31 protein-coding genes are annotated in these 20,533 nt (G+C 67.7%); 1 reads left to right on the top strand and 30 read right to left on the bottom strand.

Features of this window, described 5'->3' with window-relative positions:
* Positions 1 to 19 precede the first annotated feature (19 nt).
* The 5 genes from OG627_RS21345 to OG627_RS21325 all read right to left on the bottom strand — a co-directional run bounded on the left by OG627_RS21345 (position 20) and on the right by OG627_RS21325 (position 5,158).
* The gene (locus OG627_RS21345; RefSeq protein WP_329067433.1) at positions 20 to 475 is read right to left on the bottom strand and encodes a hypothetical protein; all 456 of its coding nucleotides are present in this window, start codon (positions 473 to 475) and stop codon (positions 20 to 22) included.
* A 135-nt stretch (positions 476 to 610) separates the two neighbouring features.
* Positions 611 to 1,969 carry a phosphoglucosamine mutase gene (glmM, locus tag OG627_RS21340; protein WP_329067431.1) on the bottom strand — a complete coding sequence of 453 codons (1,359 nt, stop codon included), beginning with the start codon at positions 1,967 to 1,969 and terminating at the stop codon, positions 611 to 613.
* A 233-nt stretch (positions 1,970 to 2,202) separates the two neighbouring features.
* Positions 2,203 to 2,730: a 30S ribosomal protein S9 gene (gene rpsI, locus OG627_RS21335; protein ID WP_114625523.1), complete on the bottom strand. Its 528-nt coding sequence runs from the start codon at positions 2,728 to 2,730 to the stop codon at positions 2,203 to 2,205.
* A 42-nt stretch (positions 2,731 to 2,772) separates the two neighbouring features.
* A complete protein-coding gene (gene rplM / locus OG627_RS21330; RefSeq protein WP_114625522.1) occupies positions 2,773 to 3,216 on the bottom strand; it encodes a 50S ribosomal protein L13 in 444 nt (147 codons plus the stop codon).
* Positions 3,217 to 3,538: 322 nt separating this feature from the next.
* The gene (locus OG627_RS21325; protein WP_329067428.1) at positions 3,539 to 5,158 is read right to left on the bottom strand and encodes an ABC-F family ATP-binding cassette domain-containing protein; all 1,620 of its coding nucleotides are present in this window, start codon (positions 5,156 to 5,158) and stop codon (positions 3,539 to 3,541) included.
* A 104-nt stretch (positions 5,159 to 5,262) separates the two neighbouring features.
* Here OG627_RS21325 and OG627_RS21320 point away from each other — a divergent pair, with 104 nt between their 5' ends.
* Positions 5,263 to 6,297, top strand: a complete 1,035-nt coding sequence (locus OG627_RS21320; protein ID WP_329067426.1) for a hypothetical protein — start codon at positions 5,263 to 5,265, stop codon at positions 6,295 to 6,297.
* 42 nt (positions 6,298 to 6,339) lie between these two features.
* Here the strand turns inward: OG627_RS21320 and truA are convergent, their stop codons facing one another.
* From truA to rplV, 25 genes are all read right to left on the bottom strand, one after another.
* Complete coding sequence (gene truA / locus OG627_RS21315; protein WP_329067424.1) at positions 6,340 to 7,215, bottom strand: tRNA pseudouridine(38-40) synthase TruA; 876 nt, start codon at positions 7,213 to 7,215, stop codon at positions 6,340 to 6,342.
* A 76-nt stretch (positions 7,216 to 7,291) separates the two neighbouring features.
* Complete coding sequence (gene rplQ, locus OG627_RS21310) at positions 7,292 to 7,804, bottom strand: 50S ribosomal protein L17 (protein WP_329067422.1); 513 nt, start codon at positions 7,802 to 7,804, stop codon at positions 7,292 to 7,294.
* A 136-nt stretch (positions 7,805 to 7,940) separates the two neighbouring features.
* Complete coding sequence (locus OG627_RS21305) at positions 7,941 to 8,963, bottom strand: DNA-directed RNA polymerase subunit alpha (protein ID WP_003956430.1); 1,023 nt, start codon at positions 8,961 to 8,963, stop codon at positions 7,941 to 7,943.
* Between the two features lie 226 nt (positions 8,964 to 9,189).
* On the bottom strand, positions 9,190 to 9,594 hold the full coding sequence (gene rpsK, locus OG627_RS21300) for a 30S ribosomal protein S11 (protein WP_003956432.1): 405 nt from the start codon (positions 9,592 to 9,594) through the stop codon (positions 9,190 to 9,192).
* Between the two features lie 66 nt (positions 9,595 to 9,660).
* Positions 9,661 to 10,041 carry a 30S ribosomal protein S13 gene (rpsM, locus tag OG627_RS21295; protein ID WP_114625517.1) on the bottom strand — a complete coding sequence of 127 codons (381 nt, stop codon included), beginning with the start codon at positions 10,039 to 10,041 and terminating at the stop codon, positions 9,661 to 9,663.
* Between the two features lie 177 nt (positions 10,042 to 10,218).
* Complete coding sequence (rpmJ, locus tag OG627_RS21290) at positions 10,219 to 10,332, bottom strand: 50S ribosomal protein L36 (RefSeq protein WP_003956441.1); 114 nt, start codon at positions 10,330 to 10,332, stop codon at positions 10,219 to 10,221.
* A 56-nt stretch (positions 10,333 to 10,388) separates the two neighbouring features.
* Positions 10,389 to 10,610, bottom strand: coding sequence for a translation initiation factor IF-1 (gene infA / locus OG627_RS21285; protein ID WP_003956442.1), 222 nt, complete (start codon positions 10,608 to 10,610; stop codon positions 10,389 to 10,391).
* Positions 10,611 to 10,776: 166 nt separating this feature from the next.
* The gene (gene map, locus OG627_RS21280) at positions 10,777 to 11,613 is read right to left on the bottom strand and encodes a type I methionyl aminopeptidase (protein WP_329067419.1); all 837 of its coding nucleotides are present in this window, start codon (positions 11,611 to 11,613) and stop codon (positions 10,777 to 10,779) included.
* Between the two features lie 123 nt (positions 11,614 to 11,736).
* Positions 11,737 to 12,387 (bottom strand): adenylate kinase, encoded by a 651-nt coding sequence (locus OG627_RS21275; protein ID WP_329067417.1) that lies wholly within the window; start codon positions 12,385 to 12,387, stop codon positions 11,737 to 11,739.
* Positions 12,387 to 13,706, bottom strand: a complete 1,320-nt coding sequence (gene secY / locus OG627_RS21270) for a preprotein translocase subunit SecY (protein WP_329067416.1) — start codon at positions 13,704 to 13,706, stop codon at positions 12,387 to 12,389. Before secY ends, OG627_RS21275 begins: the two co-directional genes overlap by 1 nt.
* Positions 13,707 to 13,961: 255 nt before the next feature.
* Entirely contained in the window at positions 13,962 to 14,417 is a 456-nt protein-coding gene (gene rplO / locus OG627_RS21265) for a 50S ribosomal protein L15 (protein WP_114625513.1), read from the bottom strand.
* A gap of 1 nt (position 14,418) precedes the next feature.
* Positions 14,419 to 14,601: a 50S ribosomal protein L30 gene (gene rpmD / locus OG627_RS21260; RefSeq protein WP_024491595.1), complete on the bottom strand. Its 183-nt coding sequence runs from the start codon at positions 14,599 to 14,601 to the stop codon at positions 14,419 to 14,421.
* Complete coding sequence (gene rpsE / locus OG627_RS21255; RefSeq protein WP_114625512.1) at positions 14,601 to 15,203, bottom strand: 30S ribosomal protein S5; 603 nt, start codon at positions 15,201 to 15,203, stop codon at positions 14,601 to 14,603. Before rpsE ends, rpmD begins: the two co-directional genes overlap by 1 nt.
* 47 nt (positions 15,204 to 15,250) lie before the next feature.
* Entirely contained in the window at positions 15,251 to 15,634 is a 384-nt protein-coding gene (gene rplR, locus OG627_RS21250; protein WP_114625511.1) for a 50S ribosomal protein L18, read from the bottom strand.
* 3 nt (positions 15,635 to 15,637) lie between these two features.
* Positions 15,638 to 16,177, bottom strand: a complete 540-nt coding sequence (gene rplF / locus OG627_RS21245; RefSeq protein WP_114625510.1) for a 50S ribosomal protein L6 — start codon at positions 16,175 to 16,177, stop codon at positions 15,638 to 15,640.
* 21 nt (positions 16,178 to 16,198) lie between these two features.
* A complete protein-coding gene (gene rpsH / locus OG627_RS21240) occupies positions 16,199 to 16,597 on the bottom strand; it encodes a 30S ribosomal protein S8 (RefSeq protein WP_030351444.1) in 399 nt (132 codons plus the stop codon).
* A 263-nt stretch (positions 16,598 to 16,860) separates the two neighbouring features.
* Positions 16,861 to 17,046 (bottom strand): type Z 30S ribosomal protein S14, encoded by a 186-nt coding sequence (locus OG627_RS21235; RefSeq protein ID WP_003948630.1) that lies wholly within the window; start codon positions 17,044 to 17,046, stop codon positions 16,861 to 16,863.
* A gap of 2 nt (positions 17,047 to 17,048) precedes the next feature.
* Entirely contained in the window at positions 17,049 to 17,609 is a 561-nt protein-coding gene (rplE, locus tag OG627_RS21230) for a 50S ribosomal protein L5 (protein WP_114625509.1), read from the bottom strand.
* Complete coding sequence (gene rplX, locus OG627_RS21225; protein ID WP_114659657.1) at positions 17,609 to 17,932, bottom strand: 50S ribosomal protein L24; 324 nt, start codon at positions 17,930 to 17,932, stop codon at positions 17,609 to 17,611. The genes rplE and rplX overlap by 1 nt, the downstream gene beginning before the upstream one ends.
* Positions 17,933 to 17,934: 2 nt before the next feature.
* Positions 17,935 to 18,303 (bottom strand): 50S ribosomal protein L14, encoded by a 369-nt coding sequence (gene rplN / locus OG627_RS21220; protein WP_003974257.1) that lies wholly within the window; start codon positions 18,301 to 18,303, stop codon positions 17,935 to 17,937.
* 100 nt (positions 18,304 to 18,403) lie between these two features.
* The gene (gene rpsQ, locus OG627_RS21215) at positions 18,404 to 18,688 is read right to left on the bottom strand and encodes a 30S ribosomal protein S17 (protein WP_329067412.1); all 285 of its coding nucleotides are present in this window, start codon (positions 18,686 to 18,688) and stop codon (positions 18,404 to 18,406) included.
* On the bottom strand, positions 18,688 to 18,912 hold the full coding sequence (gene rpmC / locus OG627_RS21210; RefSeq protein ID WP_030351440.1) for a 50S ribosomal protein L29: 225 nt from the start codon (positions 18,910 to 18,912) through the stop codon (positions 18,688 to 18,690). The genes rpsQ and rpmC overlap by 1 nt, the downstream gene beginning before the upstream one ends.
* Complete coding sequence (gene rplP / locus OG627_RS21205) at positions 18,912 to 19,331, bottom strand: 50S ribosomal protein L16 (RefSeq protein WP_014154587.1); 420 nt, start codon at positions 19,329 to 19,331, stop codon at positions 18,912 to 18,914. Before rplP ends, rpmC begins: the two co-directional genes overlap by 1 nt.
* Positions 19,332 to 19,336: 5 nt before the next feature.
* On the bottom strand, positions 19,337 to 20,185 hold the full coding sequence (gene rpsC, locus OG627_RS21200) for a 30S ribosomal protein S3 (RefSeq protein ID WP_329067408.1): 849 nt from the start codon (positions 20,183 to 20,185) through the stop codon (positions 19,337 to 19,339).
* The gene (gene rplV / locus OG627_RS21195; protein WP_114625505.1) at positions 20,185 to 20,532 is read right to left on the bottom strand and encodes a 50S ribosomal protein L22; all 348 of its coding nucleotides are present in this window, start codon (positions 20,530 to 20,532) and stop codon (positions 20,185 to 20,187) included. Before rplV ends, rpsC begins: the two co-directional genes overlap by 1 nt.
* Position 20,533: the final 1 nt, after the last annotated feature.

Here is a 20,533-nt window from a genome sequence, read left to right as displayed (position 1 = left end):
TGATCGTCGCTCAACGCGATCAGTTGCACGAAAGCCCAGTGGTCCCGGTGATCAGGGGCGGTACGGAGCCGGTCCTGCCAGTCCTCGGCATACTCCCGTCCGCCGAGACCGGGAGCCCCGGCAGGAGAATCGACCAGCCCCCGGCCTCTGCCACGGCTTCCGCCTTCGACGGGCAGACCTGTGCCAGATGGTGGCGCGGCCGCTCCGCGTCCACCACCGCGCCCCGGCGGTTCTCGCGCCGAACCGTGGCCACCCGGTGCTCACCTGCCCGGCCCTCACCGGCCGCGCCGAGGAGTTCCTCGCCGGCGCCCCGCAGTTCGGCGCGGGCAGCCTCGATCTCCTGCGGGCTGAACGCACTGTGCGCGGACTCATGCTCGGCTACGAGTTCGGCGAGATTGTCACGCTCGATCTGCCTCTGCGCGGAGACGTCAGCCACCGGCCCGTCGCCCACCCCGAAGGTCGTGTCATCGTTCATGCAACGATTCTCACGGCAAATGGCGTGCCCCAGGTCACGCGGGCGGGCCCGGCACGCGCCGTACCCGCCACGCTCAAGCACCCGCGCCGGACTCCGGGACCGCCCGAACCCCGCGCCCGACCCGCCCTCCGGCCCTCAGCCCAGCGTCGCCTTCACCGCGTCCGCCAGCCGGCTCGCCACCGAGCGCGCCTGGTCGATGTCGGCGGCCTCGACCATGACCCGTACCAGCGGCTCCGTGCCCGAGGGGCGCAGCAGGACGCGGCCCGTCGAGCCCAGGTCGCGTTCGGCCTCCGATACCGCCGAGGCCAGCTCCGCCGAGGTCTTCACCCGGGACTTGTCGACGTCGGGGACGTTGACGAGGACCTGGGGCAGCCGGCTCATGACGCCCGCCAGGTCGCCCAGCGTGCGGCCGGTCGCGGCGACGCGGGCGGCCAGCATGAGGCCGGTAAGGGTGCCGTCGCCGGTGGTGGCGTGGTCGAGGACGATGACGTGGCCCGACTGTTCGCCGCCGAGGGCGTAGCCGTGCTCCTTCATGGATTCGAGGACGTAGCGGTCACCGACCGCCGTCTCGACCAGCGTGATGCCCTCGCGCTCCATCGCCATCTTGAAGCCCAGGTTGGACATGACGGTCCCGACGACCGCGTTGCCGCGCAGGGTGCCCGCCTCGCGCATCGCGAGGGCCAGCACCGCGAGGATCTGGTCGCCGTCGACCTCCTCGCCCGCGCCGTCCACGGCCAGGCAGCGGTCCGCGTCGCCGTCGTGGGCGATGCCGAAGTCGGCGCCGTGTTCGACGACGGCCGCCTTCAGCAGCCCCAAGTGGGTGGAGCCGCAGCCGTCGTTGATGTTCAGCCCGTCGGGCTCGGCGCCGATCGTGATGACCTCGGCCCCGGCGCGGGCGAACGCCTCCGGCGACACCCGGGCCGCCGCGCCGTGCGCCTCGTCCAGGACGACCTTGAGGCCGTCGAGCCGGTTCGGCAGGACGCCGATCAGATGTGCCACGTACTGATCGAAACCTTCGTCGTACGTACGGACCCGGCCGACGCCCCCGCCGGTCGGCCGCGCCCACGGCTCGCCCGTACGGTGCTCGTCGTAGATCTTCTCGATCCGGTCCTCCAGCTCGTCGGCGAGCTTGTGGCCGCCGCGCGCGAAGAACTTGACGCCGTTGTCGGGCATGGCGTTGTGGCTCGCGGAGAGCATCACGCCGAGGTCGGCGCCCAGCACACCGGTGAGATACGCCACCGCCGGGGTGGGCAGCACACCGACGCGCAGGACGTCCACGCCCGCGCTCGCGAGCCCCGCGACGACCGCCGCCTCCAGGAATTCGCCGGACGCGCGGGGATCACGTCCGACCACCGCCGTGGGCCGATGCCCCTCGAACGTCCCCACTTCGCCGAGCACATGCGCCGCCGCCACCGACAGACCGAGCGCCAGCTCGGCCGTCAGGTCGGCGTTGGCGACACCGCGCACGCCGTCCGTGCCGAAGAGTCGTCCCACAGCTCTCCCTCCGAGAAACGGCCGGCGCAGCCATCCGCACCGACCGCAAATGCTCCGAAATTGCAAACTTATGTGCGCTCAAGTCGGCACATGAAAGCGATTGAGCGACGAGTGAGCGTCTCATGCTGTTATACGCCCGAGTAACCAAGAAAACGAACGCCCCGGCAGCACGGAGTGCCGCCGGGGCGTTCGTATGCCGTAAGGCCGTAAAGCCTGGTCCGGCAAGCGAGCGACTAGCGCTTGCTGTACTGCGGGGCCTTGCGGGCCTTCTTGAGACCGGCCTTCTTGCGCTCGACCGCGCGGTCGTCGCGGCTCAGGAAGCCGGCCTTCTTCAGCGTGGCGCGGTTGTTGTCCACGTCCGCCTCGTTCAGCGAGCGGGCCACGCCGAGGCGCAGGGCGCCGGCCTGACCGGAGACGCCGCCACCCGAGATGCGGGCGATGACGTCGTAGCGGTTGTCCAGCTCAAGCACCTTGAAGGGCTCGTTGACAGCCTGCTGGTGCACCTTGTTGGGGAAGTACTCCTCAAGGGTGCGACCGTTGATCTTCCACTTGCCGGTGCCCGGAACGATCCGGACGCGGGCGATGGCGTTCTTGCGACGACCCAGGCCGGCGGCGGGCTGGGGGTCGCCGAAGCGGCCCGCCAGGGACTCGGAGGTGTACTCACCCTCGACGGGGACCTCCGACTCGAAGGTCGTCACCGCGTCGAAGGTCTCCTCGGCCTCGGGGGCCTCGACGGGGGTCTCTGCAGTGGTCTCGGCCACGATGCTCCTCAGATTTCTTTTCGTCTTAGGGGGTGGCCGGAACTACTGCGCGACCTGGGTGATCTCGAACGGGACCGGCTGCTGCGCAGCGTGCGGGTGCTGGTCACCCGAGTAGATCTTCAGCTTCGAGAGCATCTGACGGCCCAGGGTGTTCTTGGGAATCATGCCCTTGATGGCCTTCTCGACGGCCTTCTCGGGGTTCTTGGCGAGCAGCTCGTCGTAACGGACGGAGCGCAGACCACCCGGGTAACCGGAGTGGCGGTACGCCATCTTCTGGGTCTTCTTGTTGCCGGACAGGTGCACCTTGTCCGCGTTGACGATGATGACGAAGTCACCGGTGTCGACGTGGGGCGCGTAGATCGCCTTGTGCTTACCGCGCAGAAGGTTGGCGGCGGTGGTCGCCAGACGGCCCAGGACGATGTCCTGCGCGTCGATGATGTGCCACTGGCGCGTCACATCGCCGGGCTTGGGGCTGTACGTACGCACGGTCGTATGCCTTCGCTTCTTCAGTGAGTGGAGTCCTGACAAGGCCACCCGGACGATCACGACAGCCCTGGTGATACGCCGGGGACGCAACCCGTGTACCTACCGCTGTCCATCGGCCCGGTGGACCGGCGTAAGGGCCCCTCGCGTGAGAACGACCAAGCCAATACGCATAACGAACCAGAAGAATACCGTCGCTGCCCCGTACGGGTCAAAACGGGGTCCCAGCCGCCCCGGACCACGTCCAGGGACCCACCCCGGACCCCACCACGGACCCTGCCCCCGGACCACGCCCCGGGACCCCGTCCCAGGGGGCCGTCGGCCGTCACCGCTCCCGTACCACCCGGCCCTCGTCCCACACCGGCTCCGGCGCCTCCCGTACCAGCCCGTCCGCCCCGAACACCAGATAGCGGTCGAAGGTACGGGCGAACCAGCGGTCGTGCGTCACCGCCAGCACCGTCCCCTCGTACGCCTCCAGACCGTCCTGGAGCGCCTCCGCCGACTCCAGGTCCAGGTTGTCCGTCGGCTCGTCCAGCAGCAGCGCCGTCGTCCCGGCCAGCTCCAGCAGCAGGATCTGGAAGCGCGCCTGCTGACCGCCGGAGAGCTTCTCGAAGGGCTGGTCCCCCTGGCCGCTCAGCTCGTAGCGGCGCAGCACGCTCATCGCCCCGCCCCGGTCCTTCGCGTGCTCCGTCCACAGGATGTCGACCAGCGTGCGGCCCACCAGCTCGGGGTGGGCGTGGGTCTGCGCGAAGTGGCCGGGCACGACCCGGGCGCCCAGCTTCCACGTCCCGTCGTGCCGTACGTCCTCCCCGGCCAGCAGCCGCAGGAAGTGCGACTTGCCCGAGCCGTTCGAGCCCAGGACCGCCACCCGCTCGCCGTAGTAGATCTCCAGCGAGAAGGGCTTCATCAGACCGGTCAGCTCAAGGTTCTCGCAGGTCACGGCGCGTACGCCGGTGCGTCCGCCGCGCAGCCGCATGGTGATCTCCTGTTCGCGCGGCGGCTCCGGCGGCGGTCCCGCCTCCTCGAACTTGCGCAGCCGCGTCTGCGCGGCCGAGTACCGGGACGCCATCTCGTGGCTGACCGAGGCCGCCTGCCGCAGATTGACCACCAGCCGCTTCAGCTGCGCGTGCTTCTCCTCCCAGCGCCGCTTCAGCTCCTCGAAGCGGGCGAACCGCTCCCGGCGCGCCTGGTGGTACGTGTCGAACCCGGCGCCGTGCACCCACACGTCCGAGCCGGCCGGACCCGGCTCCACGCTCACGATCTTCTCGGCGGCCCTGGCCAGCAGCTCCCGGTCGTGCGAGATGAACAGGACCGTCTTACGGGTCTCCCGCAGCCGCTCCTCCAGCCACCGCTTGCCCGGTACGTCCAGATAGTTGTCCGGCTCGTCCAGCAGCAGCACCTCGTCGGGCCCGCGCAGGAGAGCCTCCAGAACCAGCCGCTTCTGTTCGCCGCCGCTCAGTGTGCGCAGCGCGCGGAACTGCGCCGTGTCGTACGGCACACCGAGGGCGGCCATCGTGCACATGTCCCAGACGGTCTCGGCCTCGTACCCGCGCGCCTCGGCCCAGTCGCTCAGCGCCTGCGCGTACGCCATCTGCGCGGCCTCGTCGTCGACCGTCATGATCGCGTGCTCGGCCTTGTCGACCGCGGCGGCGGCCTCGCGGATACGCGGCTGGGCGACGGATACCAGCAGGTCACGTACGGTCCGATCGTCCCGTACCGATCCGACGAACTGCGACATCACGCCGAGCCCGCCGCTGACGCTCACCGTGCCGCCGTGCGGCTGCAACTCCCCCGCGATCAGTCGCAGCAGTGTGGTCTTGCCCGCGCCGTTGGCCCCCACGAGCGCCACGACGCCGCCCTCGGCGACGCGGAACGAGGCGTCGGCGAGCAGCACCCGTCCGTCGGGCAGGTAGTACTCCAGGTGCGCGGCCTCTAGATGTCCCATGTCCGGCATTGTCGGTGCAGACGGCCCCTGGGCCCAATCGGTTTCCGGTCTCCGGACCCGTTCCCGGGGCAGACCGCGGGCATGCGCGGGCTTAAACTCCCGGCATGAGCTTTGGGCAAGGGGGGGCCTCCTGGGGTGACCCCGGTTCACCGGGACACGACCCGCATGGATCACAGGACCCGTACGCATCGCAGGCACCATACGGAACACCGCCGTCACCGGAGCCGTACGCACAAGAGCCGTTCGCTCAGGACCCGTTCGCCCAGAACGCGTTCGGACCCTCGAACCGGTTCGGCGCGGCGGAGCGTGACACGGAGGACCGGTACGGCACGCAGACCCCGGACTGGGGCGCGCTCGCCGACGAGTCCGCCGCGCGCGCCCGCCGCAAACGCTGGCTGCTGATAGGCGGCGGCGTCCTCGCCACCGGCGCGATAGCGGCGGTCGTGGCGACCACCGTCGTCAGCGTGAACAAGGGCGACGCCAACGCCTCGGAGGGCCAGGCGAGCCAACTGCCCCCGGCCGCCGCGCTGCCGACGGAGACCACCGAGCCGGAGCCGGCCTTCTCCTCGGTCGCGCCGCCGCCCCCGCCGAATCCGAAGGACTTCGTCTCCAGCGCCGACAAGGACAGGGCGCCGCTGAGCGCCGAGACGCTCTTCCCCGGCGACAAGCTGACGGCCGCCGACCGCGTCTACCGCAAGGGCGCCACGACGACCACCACCAACTGCGCGGCGGCAGCGCAGGGTTCGCTCGGCTCGATCCTCGCCTCGAACAGCTGCGACCAGGTCATCCGCGCCACCTTCAGCAAGGACGGGATCGCCGTGACCGTCGGCGTCGCGGTCTTCGCGAACGAGACGCAGGCGCTGAAGGCCAAGGAGCAGGCGGAGGGCGGGATCGCCTCGCTCTCGGGAGCGGGCGTCCCGACCTTCTGCCGGGCCCCCTCGGTCTGCCGCAAGACCACCAACTCCTACGGCAGGTACGTGTACTTCACGGTCGGCGGCTTCACCAGCGGCCGGAACGTCACCACGTCGGACAAGGACGTCTTCACCACCGGTGACGACGTGGCGGAGTTCACGTTCCAGCAGATCCTGGCCCGCGGCCAGGCCCAGGCGTCGGCGGCCGCCACCAAACCCGTCGACTAGGCCGTTCCTGGCGATCCTGGCGAGCCGGGCCCGGACGGGGCGTCAGCAGCAGCCGTCCGGCGCCCCGCCCGCCCCGCCCAGCGTCCGCTTGTTGCGCGCCTGCCGATTGCGTTCACCGAGCAACTCGTCGGCCGGATAGCCGACTTCCTCCAGCGTCAGCCCGTGCGGCCGTACGACGTGGACCGCCGAGTCCCGTACCCCCGCCGCCAGCACCTTCGCCGGCCACTCCACGGGCCGGTGCCCGTCCCCCACGAACAGCAGCGCGCCCACCAGCGAGCGCACCATGTTGTGGCAGAAGGCATCGGCCCGCACGGTCGCCGTGATGATCCCGTCCGCGCCCCGCTCCCACTCCAGCCGCTGGAGCGTACGGATCGTCGTCGCGCCCTCGCGCCGCTTGCAGTACGCGGCGAAGTCGTGCTCGCCGACCAGCCCCGCCGACGCCGCGTTCATCGCCGCCACGTCCAACTCCCAGTCGTGCCAGAGCACATGTCCGCGCAGCAGCGGATCGACCCCGCCCGGATGGTCCGTCACGCGGTACGCGTAGCGCCGCCAGATCGCGGAGAACCGCGCGTTGAAGCCCGCCGGGGCCGGAGCCGCCCGCCACACCCGTACGTCGTGCGGCAGCCGCCCCGCGAGCCGCCGCAGCAGCCGCTCCGCGTGCTCCTCCCACACCTCCAGCGGCAGGTCCACGTGCGCCACCTGCCCGCGCGCGTGCACGCCCGCGTCGGTGCGCCCGGCGACGGTCAGCTCGTACGTACGGGAGGACCGCGTCACCGTACGCAGCGCGTCCTCGATCTCCCCCTGCACGGTGCGCCGGGTGCGCTGCTTCGCCCAGCCGGAGAAGTCCTTGCCGTCGTAGCTGAGGTCCAGCCGTACCCGTACGTGTCCGGGCGCCGCGCCCTCGGTTTCCTCGTTCACCCGACGATCCTCTCAAAGCAAAGCGGACGGGCCCGCCCCCGTGAGGGAGCGGACCCGTCCGTGCGAACAGCGGGACTCAGGCGTCCTTGGACGCCTCGTCCTTGACCTCGGCGTCGGCCGGCTTGGCGTCCTCGACGGTCTCGGCCGGAGCCTCGTCCTTCTTGAGGGCGTCTTCCTTGACGGCGCGCTTGGTCGCGGCCTCGGCCTCACCGGTGGCCTCCTGCGCCACGGTCAGCGCCTCGACCAGCTCGATGACCGCCATCGGGGCGTTGTCGCCACGACGGTTGCCGATCTTGGTGATACGCGTGTAACCACCGGGGCGGTTCTCGTAGCGCGGGGCGATCTCGGTGAAGAGCGTGTGGACGACGCTCTTGTCCGTGATCGACTCCAGCACCAGGCGACGGTTGTGGATGTCGCCCTTCTTCGCCTTGGTGATGAAACGCTCGGCGATGGGACGCACACGACGGGCCTTGGCCTCGGTCGTGGTGATGCGGCCGTGCTCGAAGAGCGACTTCGCGAGGTTCGCGAGAAGCAGCTTCTCGTGCGCGGCGCTGCCGCCCAGACGGGCACCCTTGGCGGGCTTCGGCATGGTGTTACTCCTTCATATCTGCACCGGCCGTGTCAGGTACCGATGTCAGTTCCCACGAGGCGGGCGCCTCGCGGAAGGCAAAATCAAGCCCGTCCGGCGATTGAGGACAGAGCCTCGACCGCCGGCCGGAGGCGTGTCAGTACTGCTCGGTCTCCACGAACCCGGCGTCCGCGTCGTCGTCGGCGCCGAAGGCGTCGGCGGCGGCGGTCGGGTCGAATCCGGGCGGGCTGTCCTTGAGCGCCAGGCCCATGCCGGCCAGCTTCGCCTTGACCTCGTCGATCGACTTCGCACCGAAGTTGCGGATGTCGAGCAGGTCGGCCTCGGACCGCGCCACGAGCTCACCCACGGAGTGGATGCCCTCGCGCTTGAGGCAGTTGTACGACCGAACGGTGAGCTCCAGCTCCTCGATCGGCAGGGCGAGATCGGCGGCGAGCGCGGCGTCCGTGGGCGAGGGGCCCATGTCGATGCCCTCGGCGTCGATGTTCAGCTCGCGCGCGAGACCGAACAGCTCGACCAGCGTCTTACCGGCGGACGCCATGGCGTCGCGCGGCCGCATGGCCTGCTTGGTCTCGACGTCGACGATCAGCTTGTCGAAGTCGGTGCGCTGCTCGACACGGGTCGCCTCGACCTTGTACGTGACCTTGAGCACCGGCGAGTAGATGGAGTCGACCGGAATACGGCCGATCTCCTGGCCCACCTGCTTGTTCTGGACGGCGGAGACGTAGCCGCGACCGCGCTCGACGGTCAGCTCCATCTCCAGCTTGCCCTTGCCGTTCAGCGTCGCCAGGACGAGGTCCGGGTTGTGGACCTCGACACCGGCCGGCGGGGCGATGTCGGCGGCGGTGACCAGGCCGGGGCCCTGCTTGCGCAGGTACATCACGACGGGCTCGTCGTGCTCCGAGGAGACGACCAGCTGCTTGATGTTGAGGATGAGGTCGGTGACGTCCTCCTTGACGCCCGGCACGGTGGTGAACTCGTGCAGGACTCCGTCGATCCGGATGCTGGTGACAGCGGCACCGGGGATCGAGGAGAGGAGCGTACGGCGGAGGGAGTTCCCGAGCGTGTAGCCGAAGCCCGGCTCCAGCGGCTCGATGACGAACCGCGAGCGGTATTCGTCAACGACTTCTTCGGTCAGCGAAGGGCGCTGAGCGATCAGCATGGCGAGATCCTTCAGTCATGGGCACCCACTATTTGATGCCCTATGTGCAAGGGTACGGGCGGCACGGCCCGAATGAGCCGTACCGCCCGCACCCCGAAAAACAACGCGTCGCCGACCCCGAGGGGTCAGACGCGGCGGCGCTTGGGCGGCCGGCAGCCGTGCCGCACCGTGTGGGGAATAATCCCCACGCCCCTAGCCCCAAACCCCGTCGTGGCCGATCCGGAGATCAGACGCGGCGGCGCTTGGGCGGCCGGCAGCCGTTGTGCGGGGTGGGGGTGACGTCCTGGATCGAGCCCACCTCCAGGCCGGTGGCCTGGAGCGAACGGATCGCGGTCTCACGGCCGGAGCCGGGACCCTTGACGAAGACGTCGACCTTGCGCATGCCGTGCTCCTGCGCGCGACGGGCGGCCGACTCGGCGGCCATCTGCGCGGCGAAGGGGGTGGACTTGCGCGAGCCCTTGAAGCCGACGTGGCCGGCGGAGGCCCAGGAGATCACGTTGCCCGAGGGGTCCGTGATCGAGACGATGGTGTTGTTGAACGTGCTCTTGATGTGGGCGTGCCCGTGAGCGACGTTCTTCTTTTCCTTGCGGCGCACCTTCTTGGCAGCGCCCTGACGACCCTTGGGGGGCATCTGTTTCTCCTACAGGGAGGTGGTCGGTCCTACAGCGAAGACCGCTGGTGAGCGTCCGGCTGAGGACTACTTCTTGCCCGGCTTCTTCTTGCCGGCGATGGCGCGACGCGGGCCCTTGCGGGTACGAGCGTTCGTGCTGGTGCGCTGACCGTGCACCGGCAGGCCGCGGCGGTGACGCAGACCCTGGTAGCAGCCGATCTCGACCTTGCGGCGGATGTCGGCGGCGATCTCGCGACGGAGGTCACCCTCGGTCTTGAGGTTGCCGTCCACGTACTCGCGGATCTTGACGAGGTCTTCCTCGGCCAGGTCGCGGACGCGGACGTTCGGGTCGACGCCGACGGCGGCGAGGGTCTCCTTGGACCGGGTGCGCCCGATACCGAAGACGTAGGTGAGGGCGACCTCGACGCGCTTTTCGCGCGGGAGGTCAACGCCTGCGAGGCGTGCCATTCATGGCTCCTGTTGATTCGGAGGTCTTCCGCAGCGTCTGTCCCGGCCGCCGTACGGATACGGTCCGGGTCCCCGGCCTCCGCCGGAGGTGTCGGTCCCGTCGCCGGGAGCCGGACACTGCTTGATTACGAGTTGCTCGCGTCGCGCGAAGTACTGCGAGAGGCAGGCGGTCGTGCGTCAGCCCTGGCGCTGCTTGTGGCGCAGGTTGTCGCAGATGACCATGACCCGGCCGTGACGGCGGATCACCTTGCACTTGTCGCAGATCTTCTTGACGCTCGGCTTGACCTTCATGGGATTGAGGTTCTCCGGGTCAGTGCGGACACCCGTCTGAGGGGCGCCAGCAAGATCTACTTGTATCGGTAGACGATCCGGCCACGCGTCAGGTCGTACGGAGACAGCTCCACCACAACCCGGTCATCGGGAAGGATCCGGATGTAGTGCATCCGCATCTTTCCGCTGATGTGCGCGAGGACCTTGTGACCGTTCTGCAGCTCCACCTTGAACATGGCGTTCGGGAGGGACTCGATCACGGTGCCCTCGATTTCGATGGCACCTTGCTTCTTGGCCACGCTTCGCCCTTCGAATCGGCTACCTTGATCGATTCTGGCAGCCGTATGAGGACACACGGGTACACCAGATCCGACGCGTCAGTCTACGGGAGCCCTCTCGAAAAGACGAATCCGTTCAGTTTGCCCAGAGCGGGAGATCTTTAAGCAGAGCAATGGGGCCGCCCCGCTACCCCAAGGGGTCCGGCGCCGCCGTGATCCCCAGCTCCGCCAGCTTCGCCCGGCCGCCGTCCGGGGCGGTGAGGACCAGCGGGCCCTCCTCGGTCAGGGCCACCGAGTGCTCCCAGTGCGAGGACCAGGTGCCGTCCGTGGTGACCACCGTCCACTCGTCCTCCAGCACCTCCGTATGGGGGGTACCGAGCGACACCATGGGCTCGATCGCCAGGCAGAAGCCGGGGATCAGCTTCGGGCCCTTGCCGCGCTTGCGGGTGACGTAGTTCAGCAGGTGCGGGTCCATGTGCATCGCCGTACCGATGCCGTGGCCGCCGTACTCCTCGATGATCCCGTACTTCCCGCCGCCGGGGCGGGGCTGGCGGCGGATGTACGTCTCGATGGCGCGGCTCACGTCCACCAGCCGGCTGCCGCCGCGCATGGCCGCGATACCGGCCCACATCGACTCCTCGGTGACCCGGGACAGCTCGACCAGCTCCGGGGCGTGACCGGTGCCGACGAAGGCGGTGAAGGCCGCGTCACCGTGCCAGCCGTCGATGATCGCGCCGGCGTCGATGGAGATGATGTCGCCGTCCTTGAGGACGGTCCTGTCGTCGGGGATGCCATGGACCACGACCTCGTTGACCGAGGTGCAGATCGTCGCGGGGAACCCGCCGTACCCGAGGAAGTTGGGCTTGGCGCCGTGCTCGGCCAGCACCTTGCGGGCGACCTGGTCCAGATCGTTCGTGGTGGCGCCGGGTACCGCCGCGGCACCGGTCGCCGCGTGCACGGCGGCGACGACCAGTCCCGCCTCGCGCATCTTCGCGATCTGCTCGGGAGTCTTGATCTCCACCATGGCTATGCCTTCCAATGATCGGTCACTACTGAACATCGTGTTCAACAGTAAGGCCGTGGCGCCCGGAGGGGCACCACGGCCTTACGAAATCTTCTGCTGCCGGCTCGGGCTGCCGCCCGGGCCCTACGCCCGCCCCAGCGCCTCCATCGCGCGCTCGGTCACCTCGGTGACCTTGCCGAGCGCGGAGATCGTCACTACCAGGCCCTGGGCCCGGTAGTGGTCGATGATCGGCTCGGTCTGGGTGTGGTAGACCTCAAGGCGGGTACGCACCGTTTCCTCGGAGTCGTCGTCCCGCTGGTACAGCTCGCCGCCGCAGACGTCACAGACGCCCTCCTTCTTCGGCGGGCTGTACGTCACATGGAAGACATGCGCGCTGTCGTTGCGGCAGATCCGCCGGCCGGCGATCCGCTTCACGACCTCGTCCTCGGGGACCTCCAGGTCGAGCACCGCGTCCAGCTTCAGGCCCTTCGCCGTCAGCAGTTCGTCGAGCACACCGGCCTGCGAGACATTGCGCGGAAAGCCGTCCAGCAGGAAGCCGTTCTCGGCATCCGGCTTCTCCATGCGGTCCTGCGCCATCGCGTTGGTGACCTCGTCGGGCACCAGGTTCCCGGCGTCCATGTACGCCTTCGCCTGTTTGCCGAGGTCCGTGCCCTGGCTGATGTTGGCCCGGAAGAGGTCGCCCGTCGAGATGTGCGGAATCGACAGGTTCTTGGCAAGGTACGCGGCCTGCGTTCCCTTGCCGGCACCGGGCGGTCCGACGAGGACGATTCGCATCAGCGGAGGAACCCTTCGTAATTGCGCTGCTGAAGCTGGCTCTCGATCTGCTTCACGGTCTCCAGACCCACACCCACGATGATCAGGATGCTTGTCCCGCCGAACGGGAAGTTCTGGTTAGCACCGCCGAAGCCCGCCAACGCCATCGTCGGAACAAGAGCAATCAGACCCAGGTACAGCGAGCCCGGCCAAGTGATCCTGTTGAGCACGTAGCTCAGATACTCGGCCGTGGGGCGACCTGCCCGGATACCCGGGATGAAGCCACCATACTTCTTCATGTTGTCGGCGACTTCTTCGGGGTTGAAGGAGATGGCCACGTAGAAGAAGGCGAAGAAGACGATCAGCAGGAAGTACGTCGCGATGTAGTACGGATGGTCACCCTTGACGAAGTGCGCCTCGATCCAGGTCTTCCAGGCGGAGTCGCCGCTGGAGAACTGGGCGACCAGGGCCGGGATGTAGAGCAGCGACGACGCGAAGATGACGGGGATCACACCCGCCTGGTTCACCTTGAGCGGGATGTACGTGGACGTACCCCCGTAGGACCTGCGGCCGATCATGCGCTTCGCGTACTGCACGGGGATCCGGCGCTGCGCCTGCTCGACGAAGACGACCAGGGCCACCATCACGAAGCCGATCAGGATGACGGTGCTGAACTCGATCCAGCCCTTGGCGAGCGTGCCGCTCTCCTTGATGGCCCACAGCGCGCCGGGGAAGCCGGCGGCGATGGAGATGAACATCAGGATGGACATGCCGTTGCCGATGCCGCGGTCGGTGACGAGTTCACCGAGCCACATGACCGCCGCGGTGCCCGCGGTCATGGTGATCACCATCAGGGCGGTGATGAAGATCGACTTGTCGGGCACGATCTCCGAGGCGACCGGGCAGCCGCTGAAGAGCGCGCCGCTGCGGGCGGTGGCGACCAGACCGGTGCCCTGGAGGACGGCGAGGGCGACCGTCAGATAACGGGTGTACTGCGTGATCTTGGCCGTACCGGACTGACCCTCTTTCTTGAGGGCCTCCAGCCGGGGGATGACCACGGTCAGCAGCTGCAGGATGATGCTCGCGGTGATGTACGGCATGATGCCGAGCGCGAAGATCGTGATCTGCAGCAGCGCCCCGCCGCTGAACATGTTCACCAAGCCGAACAGGCTGTTATTGCCCTTCTGGGCCGCGTCGACACACTCCTGGACATTCGCGTAGCTGACGCCGGGTACGGGGATGTGCGCCCCGAGCCGGTACAGCACGATGATGCCGAGCGTGAAGAGCAGCTTCTTGCGCAGGTCGGGCGTCTTGAACGCCCGGGCGAACGCGGTGAGCACGGTGCCTCCTGCGACCCCCGCGCTACTGCGTCAGAGGTGACGGTATTGAGGATCGACGGATAAGGAACGAGCGTTACCACGCGGCGAGTCCCTGCGGACACACCGCGCGGCGGGGGTCCGGGGGCGGTCCCCCGGCTTCAATACAGCAACAACGCACGCCACCTTACCGGCGACAGTGCCCCCCTTGGAACGACCAACCGGGGATGCCCCATTTAGGAGGCATCCCCGGTCGGATGTTCAGGCCATCGAGTTGTCTCAGACGAGCTCGGTGACGGTGCCGCCGGCAGCGGCAATCTTCTCCTTGGCGGACCCGGAGACGGCGTCAACCGAAACCTGGAGCGCTACGGAGATCTCGCCCTGGCCCAGGACCTTGACGAGGCTGTTCTTGCGCACCGCACCCTTGGTGACCAGGTCGGCCACCGTGACCTCGCCGCCCTCGGGGTAGAGAGCGGAGAGCTTGTCCAGGTTCACGACCTGGTACTCGGTGCGGAAGGGGTTCTTGAAGCCCTTGAGCTTCGGCAGACGCATGTGGAGGGGCATCTGCCCACCCTCGAAGCGTGCCGGAACCTGGTAACGGGCCTTCGTACCCTTGGTACCACGACCTGCGGTCTTACCCTTGGACGCCTCACCACGACCCACACGGGTCTTGGCGGTCTTGGCGCCCGGGGCAGGACGGAGGTCATGAGCCTTCAGCGGGCTGTTCTCCGCCATGTCAGTCAACCTCCTCAACCGTGACGAGGTGCCGCACGGTGTTGGCCATGCCGCGGAACTCGGGACGGTCCTCCTTGACAACCACGTCGTGCAGGCGCTTCAGCCCGAGCGAACGAAGGGTGTCGCGGTGGTTCTGCTTGCTGCCGATGTACGACTTCGTCTGCGTGATCTTGAGACGGGCCATTACGCACCCGCTCCCGCACGCGCACGAAGCAGGGCCGCGGGGGCGACGTCCTCGAGGGGCAGACCGCGGCGGGCCGCGATCTCCTCGGGACGCTGCAGGCCCTGGAGGGCCGCCACGGTCGCGTGCACGATGTTGATCGCGTTGTCGGAGCCGAGCGACTTCGACAGGATGTCGTGCACGCCGGCGCACTCGAGCACGGCGCGCACCGGGCCACCGGCGATCACACCGGTACCGGGGGAAGCAGGCTTGAGCAGGACAACGCCCGCGGCCTTCTCGCCCTGGATCGGGTGAGGAATGGTGCCCTGGATACGGGGGACCTTGAAGAAGTTCTTCTTGGCCTCCTCAACACCCTTGGCGATGGCGGCCGGAACCTCCTTCGCCTTCCCGTAACCGACGCCGACGGTGCCGTCACCATCGCCCACCACGACCAGCGCGGTGAAGCTGAAGCGACGACCACCCTTCACAACCTTGGCGACACGGTTGATCGCGACAACGCGCTCAACGTAAGCGGTCTTCTCGGCGGCAGCGCCACCGTCGCGACCCTTCCGGTCCCGCCGCTCGCCGCCACCGGCACCGCTTCCGCGGCGCTGGGGTCCAGCCATTGGATTTACCTCTCTCTGTTACGTCCGCTTTGCGTAGGAACCGGGGCTTAGAACTTCAGCCCGGCTTCGCGGGCGGCGTCAGCCAGAGCGGCAATGCGCCCTGCGTACTGGTTACCACCGCGGTCGAACACGACGGCCTCGACACCGGCGGCCTTGGCGCGCTCGGCGACCAGGGATCCGACCAGCTTCGCCTGGGCGCTCTTGTCGCCCTCGCCGCCGCGGATCGACGTGTCCAGGGTCGACGCCGACGCGAGCGTGTGGCCCGCGATGTCATCGATGACCTGCGCGACGATGTTGCGGTTGGAGCGCGTCACGACCAGACGAGGACGCTCCGGCGTACCGGAGACGTGCTTACGGACGCGGATGTGGCGACGCTTGATGGCGGCGCGCTTGTACGCGTCACCCTTGGCAATCTTTACACCGTATGCCATGGCTTACTTACCCGCCTTTCCGACCTTGCGGCGGATGACCTCGCCCGCGTACTTGACGCCCTTGGCCTTGTACGGGTCGGGCTTCCGCAGCTTGCGGATCTTAGCGGCGACCTCGCCGACCTTCTGCTTGTCGATGCCCTCGACAGAGAACTTCGTGGGCGTCTCGACCTTGAAGGTGATGCCTTCGGGGGCCTCGATGAGAATCGGGTGGCTGTAGCCCAGGGCGAACTCCAGGTTGGAGCCCTTCGCCTGGACGCGGTAGCCGACACCGCTGATTTCGAGCGCCTTGATGTATCCCGTGGTCACGCCGGTGATCATGTTCGCCACCAGCGTGCGGGACAGGCCGTGAAGGGCCTTGTTCTGACGCTCGTCGTTGGGGCGCAGCACCGAGAGGGTGCCGTCCTCGCCCTTGGTGACCTCGATCGGCGCGGCGACGGTGTGCGAGAGGGACCCCTTGGGGCCCTTCACCGCGACCGTGCGGCCATCGATGGTGACGTCCACACCGGCGGGAACCTGGATGGGGAGCTTGCCGATTCGCGACATGAGCTTTTCCTCCGTTCCCGACTACCAGACGTAGGCGAGGACTTCCCCACCTACGCCCTTCTTGCTGGCCTGCTGGCCGGTCAGGAGACCGTGGGACGTGGAGATGATCGCCACGCCCAGGCCGCCGAGGACCTTCGGCAGATTGGTGGACTTCGCGTACACGCGCAGACCCGGCTTGGAGATGCGCTTGATGCCGGCGATCGAACGCTCGCGGTTCGGGCCGAACTTCAGCTCCAGGACGAGGTTCTTGCCGACTTCGGCGTCCTCGACCTTCCAGCCGGTGATGAAGCCCTCCTGCTGGAGGATCTCCGCGATGTGCGACTTGATCTTGCTGTGCGGCATCACGACGTCGTCGTGGTATGCCGAGTTCGCGTTGCGCAGACGCGTGAGCATGTCTGCGATGGGATCAGTCATGGTCATGAATTGGCCTTCGGCCTCTCTCGCCGGGGTTTCCTGTATGCGCCATCCCTCTCCCCGAATCAGAGTCGGGACGGGTGCGGTGCGGGGACCTACGGCGTAGTAAGTCGTTATGGACGGCGGGCGCCCAACCCCACAAGCCTACGGCATGTGGAGGAGGGCTCCCGCCAACCAATTACTTACCGAGAGTTTCGAGCAGTCCGCCCACCCGTCGCCCGACCGCCACCCCTCAAGGGCGGCCTTCGGCCGACAGATTGGATTCAGGACTACCAGGAACTCTTGGTCACGCCCGGCAGCTCGCCGCGGTGGGCCATCTCACGAAGGCACACACGGCACAGGCCGAACTTGCGGTAGACGGAGTGGGGCCGGCCGCAGCGCTGGCAGCGGGTGTAACCGCGCACGCCGAACTTCGGCTTACGGGCGGCCTTAGCGATCAGAGCCTTCTTCGCCACGGTCAGTTCTCCTTGAACGGGAAGCCGAGGTGACGAAGGAGGGCACGACCCTCGTCGTCGTTGGTCGCCGTGGTGACCACGGTGATGTCCATGCCCCGGACCCGGTCGATCTTGTCCTGGTCGATCTCGTGGAACATGACCTGCTCCGTGAGACCGAAGGTGTAGTTGCCACGGCCGTCGAACTGCTTCGGCGACAGACCGCGGAAGTCACGGATACGCGGCAGCGCGAGCGACAGCGTACGGTCCAGGAACTCCCACATGCGGTCACCGCGGAGGGTGACGTGGCAGCCGATCGGCTGACCCTCGCGCAGCTTGAACTGCGCGATGGACTTCCGGGCCTTGGTGACGGACGGCTTCTGGCCGGTGATCGTGGTGAGGTCGCGGATGGCGCCCTCGATCAGCTTGGAGTCGCGGGCGGCGTCGCCCACACCCATGTTGACCACGATCTTGACGAGACCGGGGATCTGCATGACGTTCTCGTAGGAGAACTCCTCACGCAGCTTGCCCGCGATCTCCTCGCGGTAGCGCAGCTTCAGACGCGGCGCGGTAGTGGTCGCAGTCATCAGATGTCCTCACCGGTCCGCTTGGCAACGCGGATCTTGTTGCCCTCGTCGTCAAAGCGGTAGCCGACGCGAGTGACGACCTTCTTGCCGTCCTTCTCCACGACCAGCTGAACGTTGCTGACGTGAACGGGGGCCTCGGTGGTCACAATGCCGCCGGTCTGCGAACCGCGAGCCGTCTGACCGGCCTTGGTGTGCTTCTTGACCCGGTTGACACCCTCGACGAGAACACGGTCCTGCGTGGGGTAGGCCACAATGACCTTGCCCTGCTTGCCCTTGTCCTTACCGGTGATGACCTGGACCAGGTCGCCCTTCTTGATCTTCATGCTTACAGCACCTCCGGCGCGAGCGAGATGATCTTCATGAACTTCTTCTCGCGCAGCTCACGGCCGACCGGGCCGAAGATACGGGTGCCGCGAGGGTCGCCGTCGTTCTTCAGAATGACGGCGGCGTTCTCGTCGAAGCGGATGTACGAGCCGTCCGGACGGCGGCGCTCCTTGACGGTGCGAACGATGACGGCCTTGACGACGTCACCCTTCTTCACGTTGCCACCGGGGATCGCGTCCTTGACGGTGGCGACGATGACGTCGCCGATGCCCGCGTAGCGGCGACCCGAGCCACCGAGAACACGGATGGTGAGAATTTCCTTCGCACCCGTGTTGTCGGCGACGCGCAGTCGCGACTCCTGCTGGATCACGTCTATCTCCTGATCGTCTGCCGGTTCCCCGGGGGCCATTCTGCGAATGGCCCCCGGAGCCTGGCGGAACTAGTCCGAGAGGAAACCCCCTCGGAGGGTGTTACTTGGCCTTCTCGAGGATCTCGACGATGCGCCACCGCTTCGTGGCGGACTGCGGCCGGGTCTCCATCAGGAGGACGCGGTCGCCGATGCCGGCGGCGTTCTGCTCGTCGTGCGCCTTGAGCTTGTTCGTACGGCGGATGACCTTGCCGTACAGCGCGTGCTTGACGCGGTCCTCGACAGCGACGACGACGGTCTTGTCCATCTTGTCGCTGACGACCAGACCCTCACGGGTCTTGCGGTCTCCGCGGGAAGCCTTGGTCTCGGTCACGTTGTTCTCAGTCATCAGGCGCTCTCCACCGTCTCGATGCCCAGCTCGCGCTCACGCATCAGGGTGTAGATCCGCGCGATGTCCTTACGGACGAGCTTCAGCCGCCCGTGGTTTTCGAGCTGACCGGTCGCCGCCTGGAAGCGGAGGTTGAACAGCTCTTCCTTGGCCTCGCGAAGCTTGGCGACAAGCTCCTCGTTGCCCAGCTCGCGCAGTTCGGACGCCTTGGTAACGGCCGCCATCACGACTCACCTGCCTCGCGCCGAACGATCCGGCACTTCATCGGAAGCTTGTGAGCAGCGCGGGTAAGCGCCTCACGCGCAATCTTCTCGTTCGGGTAGGACAGCTCGAACATCACCCGACCGGGCTTGACGTTCGCGATCCACCACTCGGGGGAACCCTTACCGGAACCCATGCGGGTCTCGGCAGGCTTCTTGGTGAGCGGACGGTCCGGGTAGATGTTGATCCAGACCTTGCCGCCACGCTTGATGTGACGGGTCATCGCGATACGAGCGGCCTCGATCTGACGGTTCGTCACGTACGCCGGGCTCAGCGCCTGGATGCCGTACTCACCGAACGCAACCTGCGTGCCACCCTTGGACATACCGCTGCGCTTCGGGTGGTGCTGCTTGCGGTGCTTGACCCTACGGGGGATCAGCATTTCGGTCAGACCTCCGTTCCGCCGGTAGAAGGCGCCGCCGCGTCAGCGGCGGGAGCGGCGGTGGCCTCGGCCTTGGGGGCCTCGGCTCCGGCGCCCTGCTGCGGCTTACGGCCGCGGCCGCCACGCTCGCCACCACGGCCACCGCGGCCGGCGGGGCGGTCGTTGCCGCCACCACGGGCCGGACGGTTGCCGGCGCGGGCCGCGGCGTTCTCGGCGCGCACCTCGGCGATGTTCTTGACGTCGCCCTTGTAGATCCAGACCTTCACACCGATGCGGCCGAAGGTCGTCTTGGCCTCGAAGAAGCCGTAGTCCACGTTCGCGCGGAGCGTGTGCAGGGGCACGCGGCCCTCGCGGTAGAACTCCGAGCGGGACATCTCGGCGCCGCCGAGACGGCCACCGCACTGGATCTTGATGCCCTTGGCGCCGGCCTTCATCGTCGACTGCATGCTCTTACGCATGGCGCGACGGAAGGAGACACGCGAGGACAGCTGCTCGGCGACGGCCTGGGCCACCAGCTGAGCGTCGACCTCGGGGTTCTTGACCTCAAGGATGTTGAGCTGAACCTGCTTGCCGGTCAGCTTCTCCAGCTCGCCGCGGATACGGTCCGCCTCGGCGCCGCGGCGGCCGATGACGATGCCCGGACGCGCGGTGTGGATGTCCACGCGGACTCGGTCGCGGGTGCGCTCGATCTCGACCTTCGAGATGCCGGCCCGCTCCATGCCCTTCGTCATCATGCGACGAATGGCAACGTCTTCCTTGACGTAGTCCTTGTACAGCTTGTCGGCGTACCAACGGGACTTGAAGTCCGTGGTGATACCGAGCCGGAACCCATGCGGGTTAACCTTCTGGCCCATTACCGGGTTCCTTCCTTGCTGCTGACGACCACGGTGATGTGGCTGGTCCGCTTACGGATCCGGTAGGCCCGGCCCTGGGCGCGCGGCCGGAACCGCTTCAGGGTCGGACCCTCGTCCACGTACGCCTCGCTGATGACCAGCGAAGAGGCGTCGGTGTGGTCGTAGTTGTGAGCGGCGTTGGCGATGGCGCTGTCGAGCACCTTGCCTACCGTCACGCTCGCGGCCTGCGGGGCGAAGCGCAGGACCGCCTGAGCCTCCGTGGCATCCATGCCACGGATGAGGTCCACCACTCGGCGGGCCTTCATGGGCGTGACGCGGATGTACCGCGCCTGGGCCCTGGCTTCCATG

The organism is Streptomyces sp. NBC_01429 (assembly GCF_036231945.1).
In the GTDB taxonomy this organism is placed as follows: domain Bacteria; phylum Actinomycetota; class Actinomycetes; order Streptomycetales; family Streptomycetaceae; genus Streptomyces.
The sequence above is the reverse complement of the archived record's forward strand: the minus strand, read 5'-3'. Positions and strand labels throughout refer to the sequence as shown.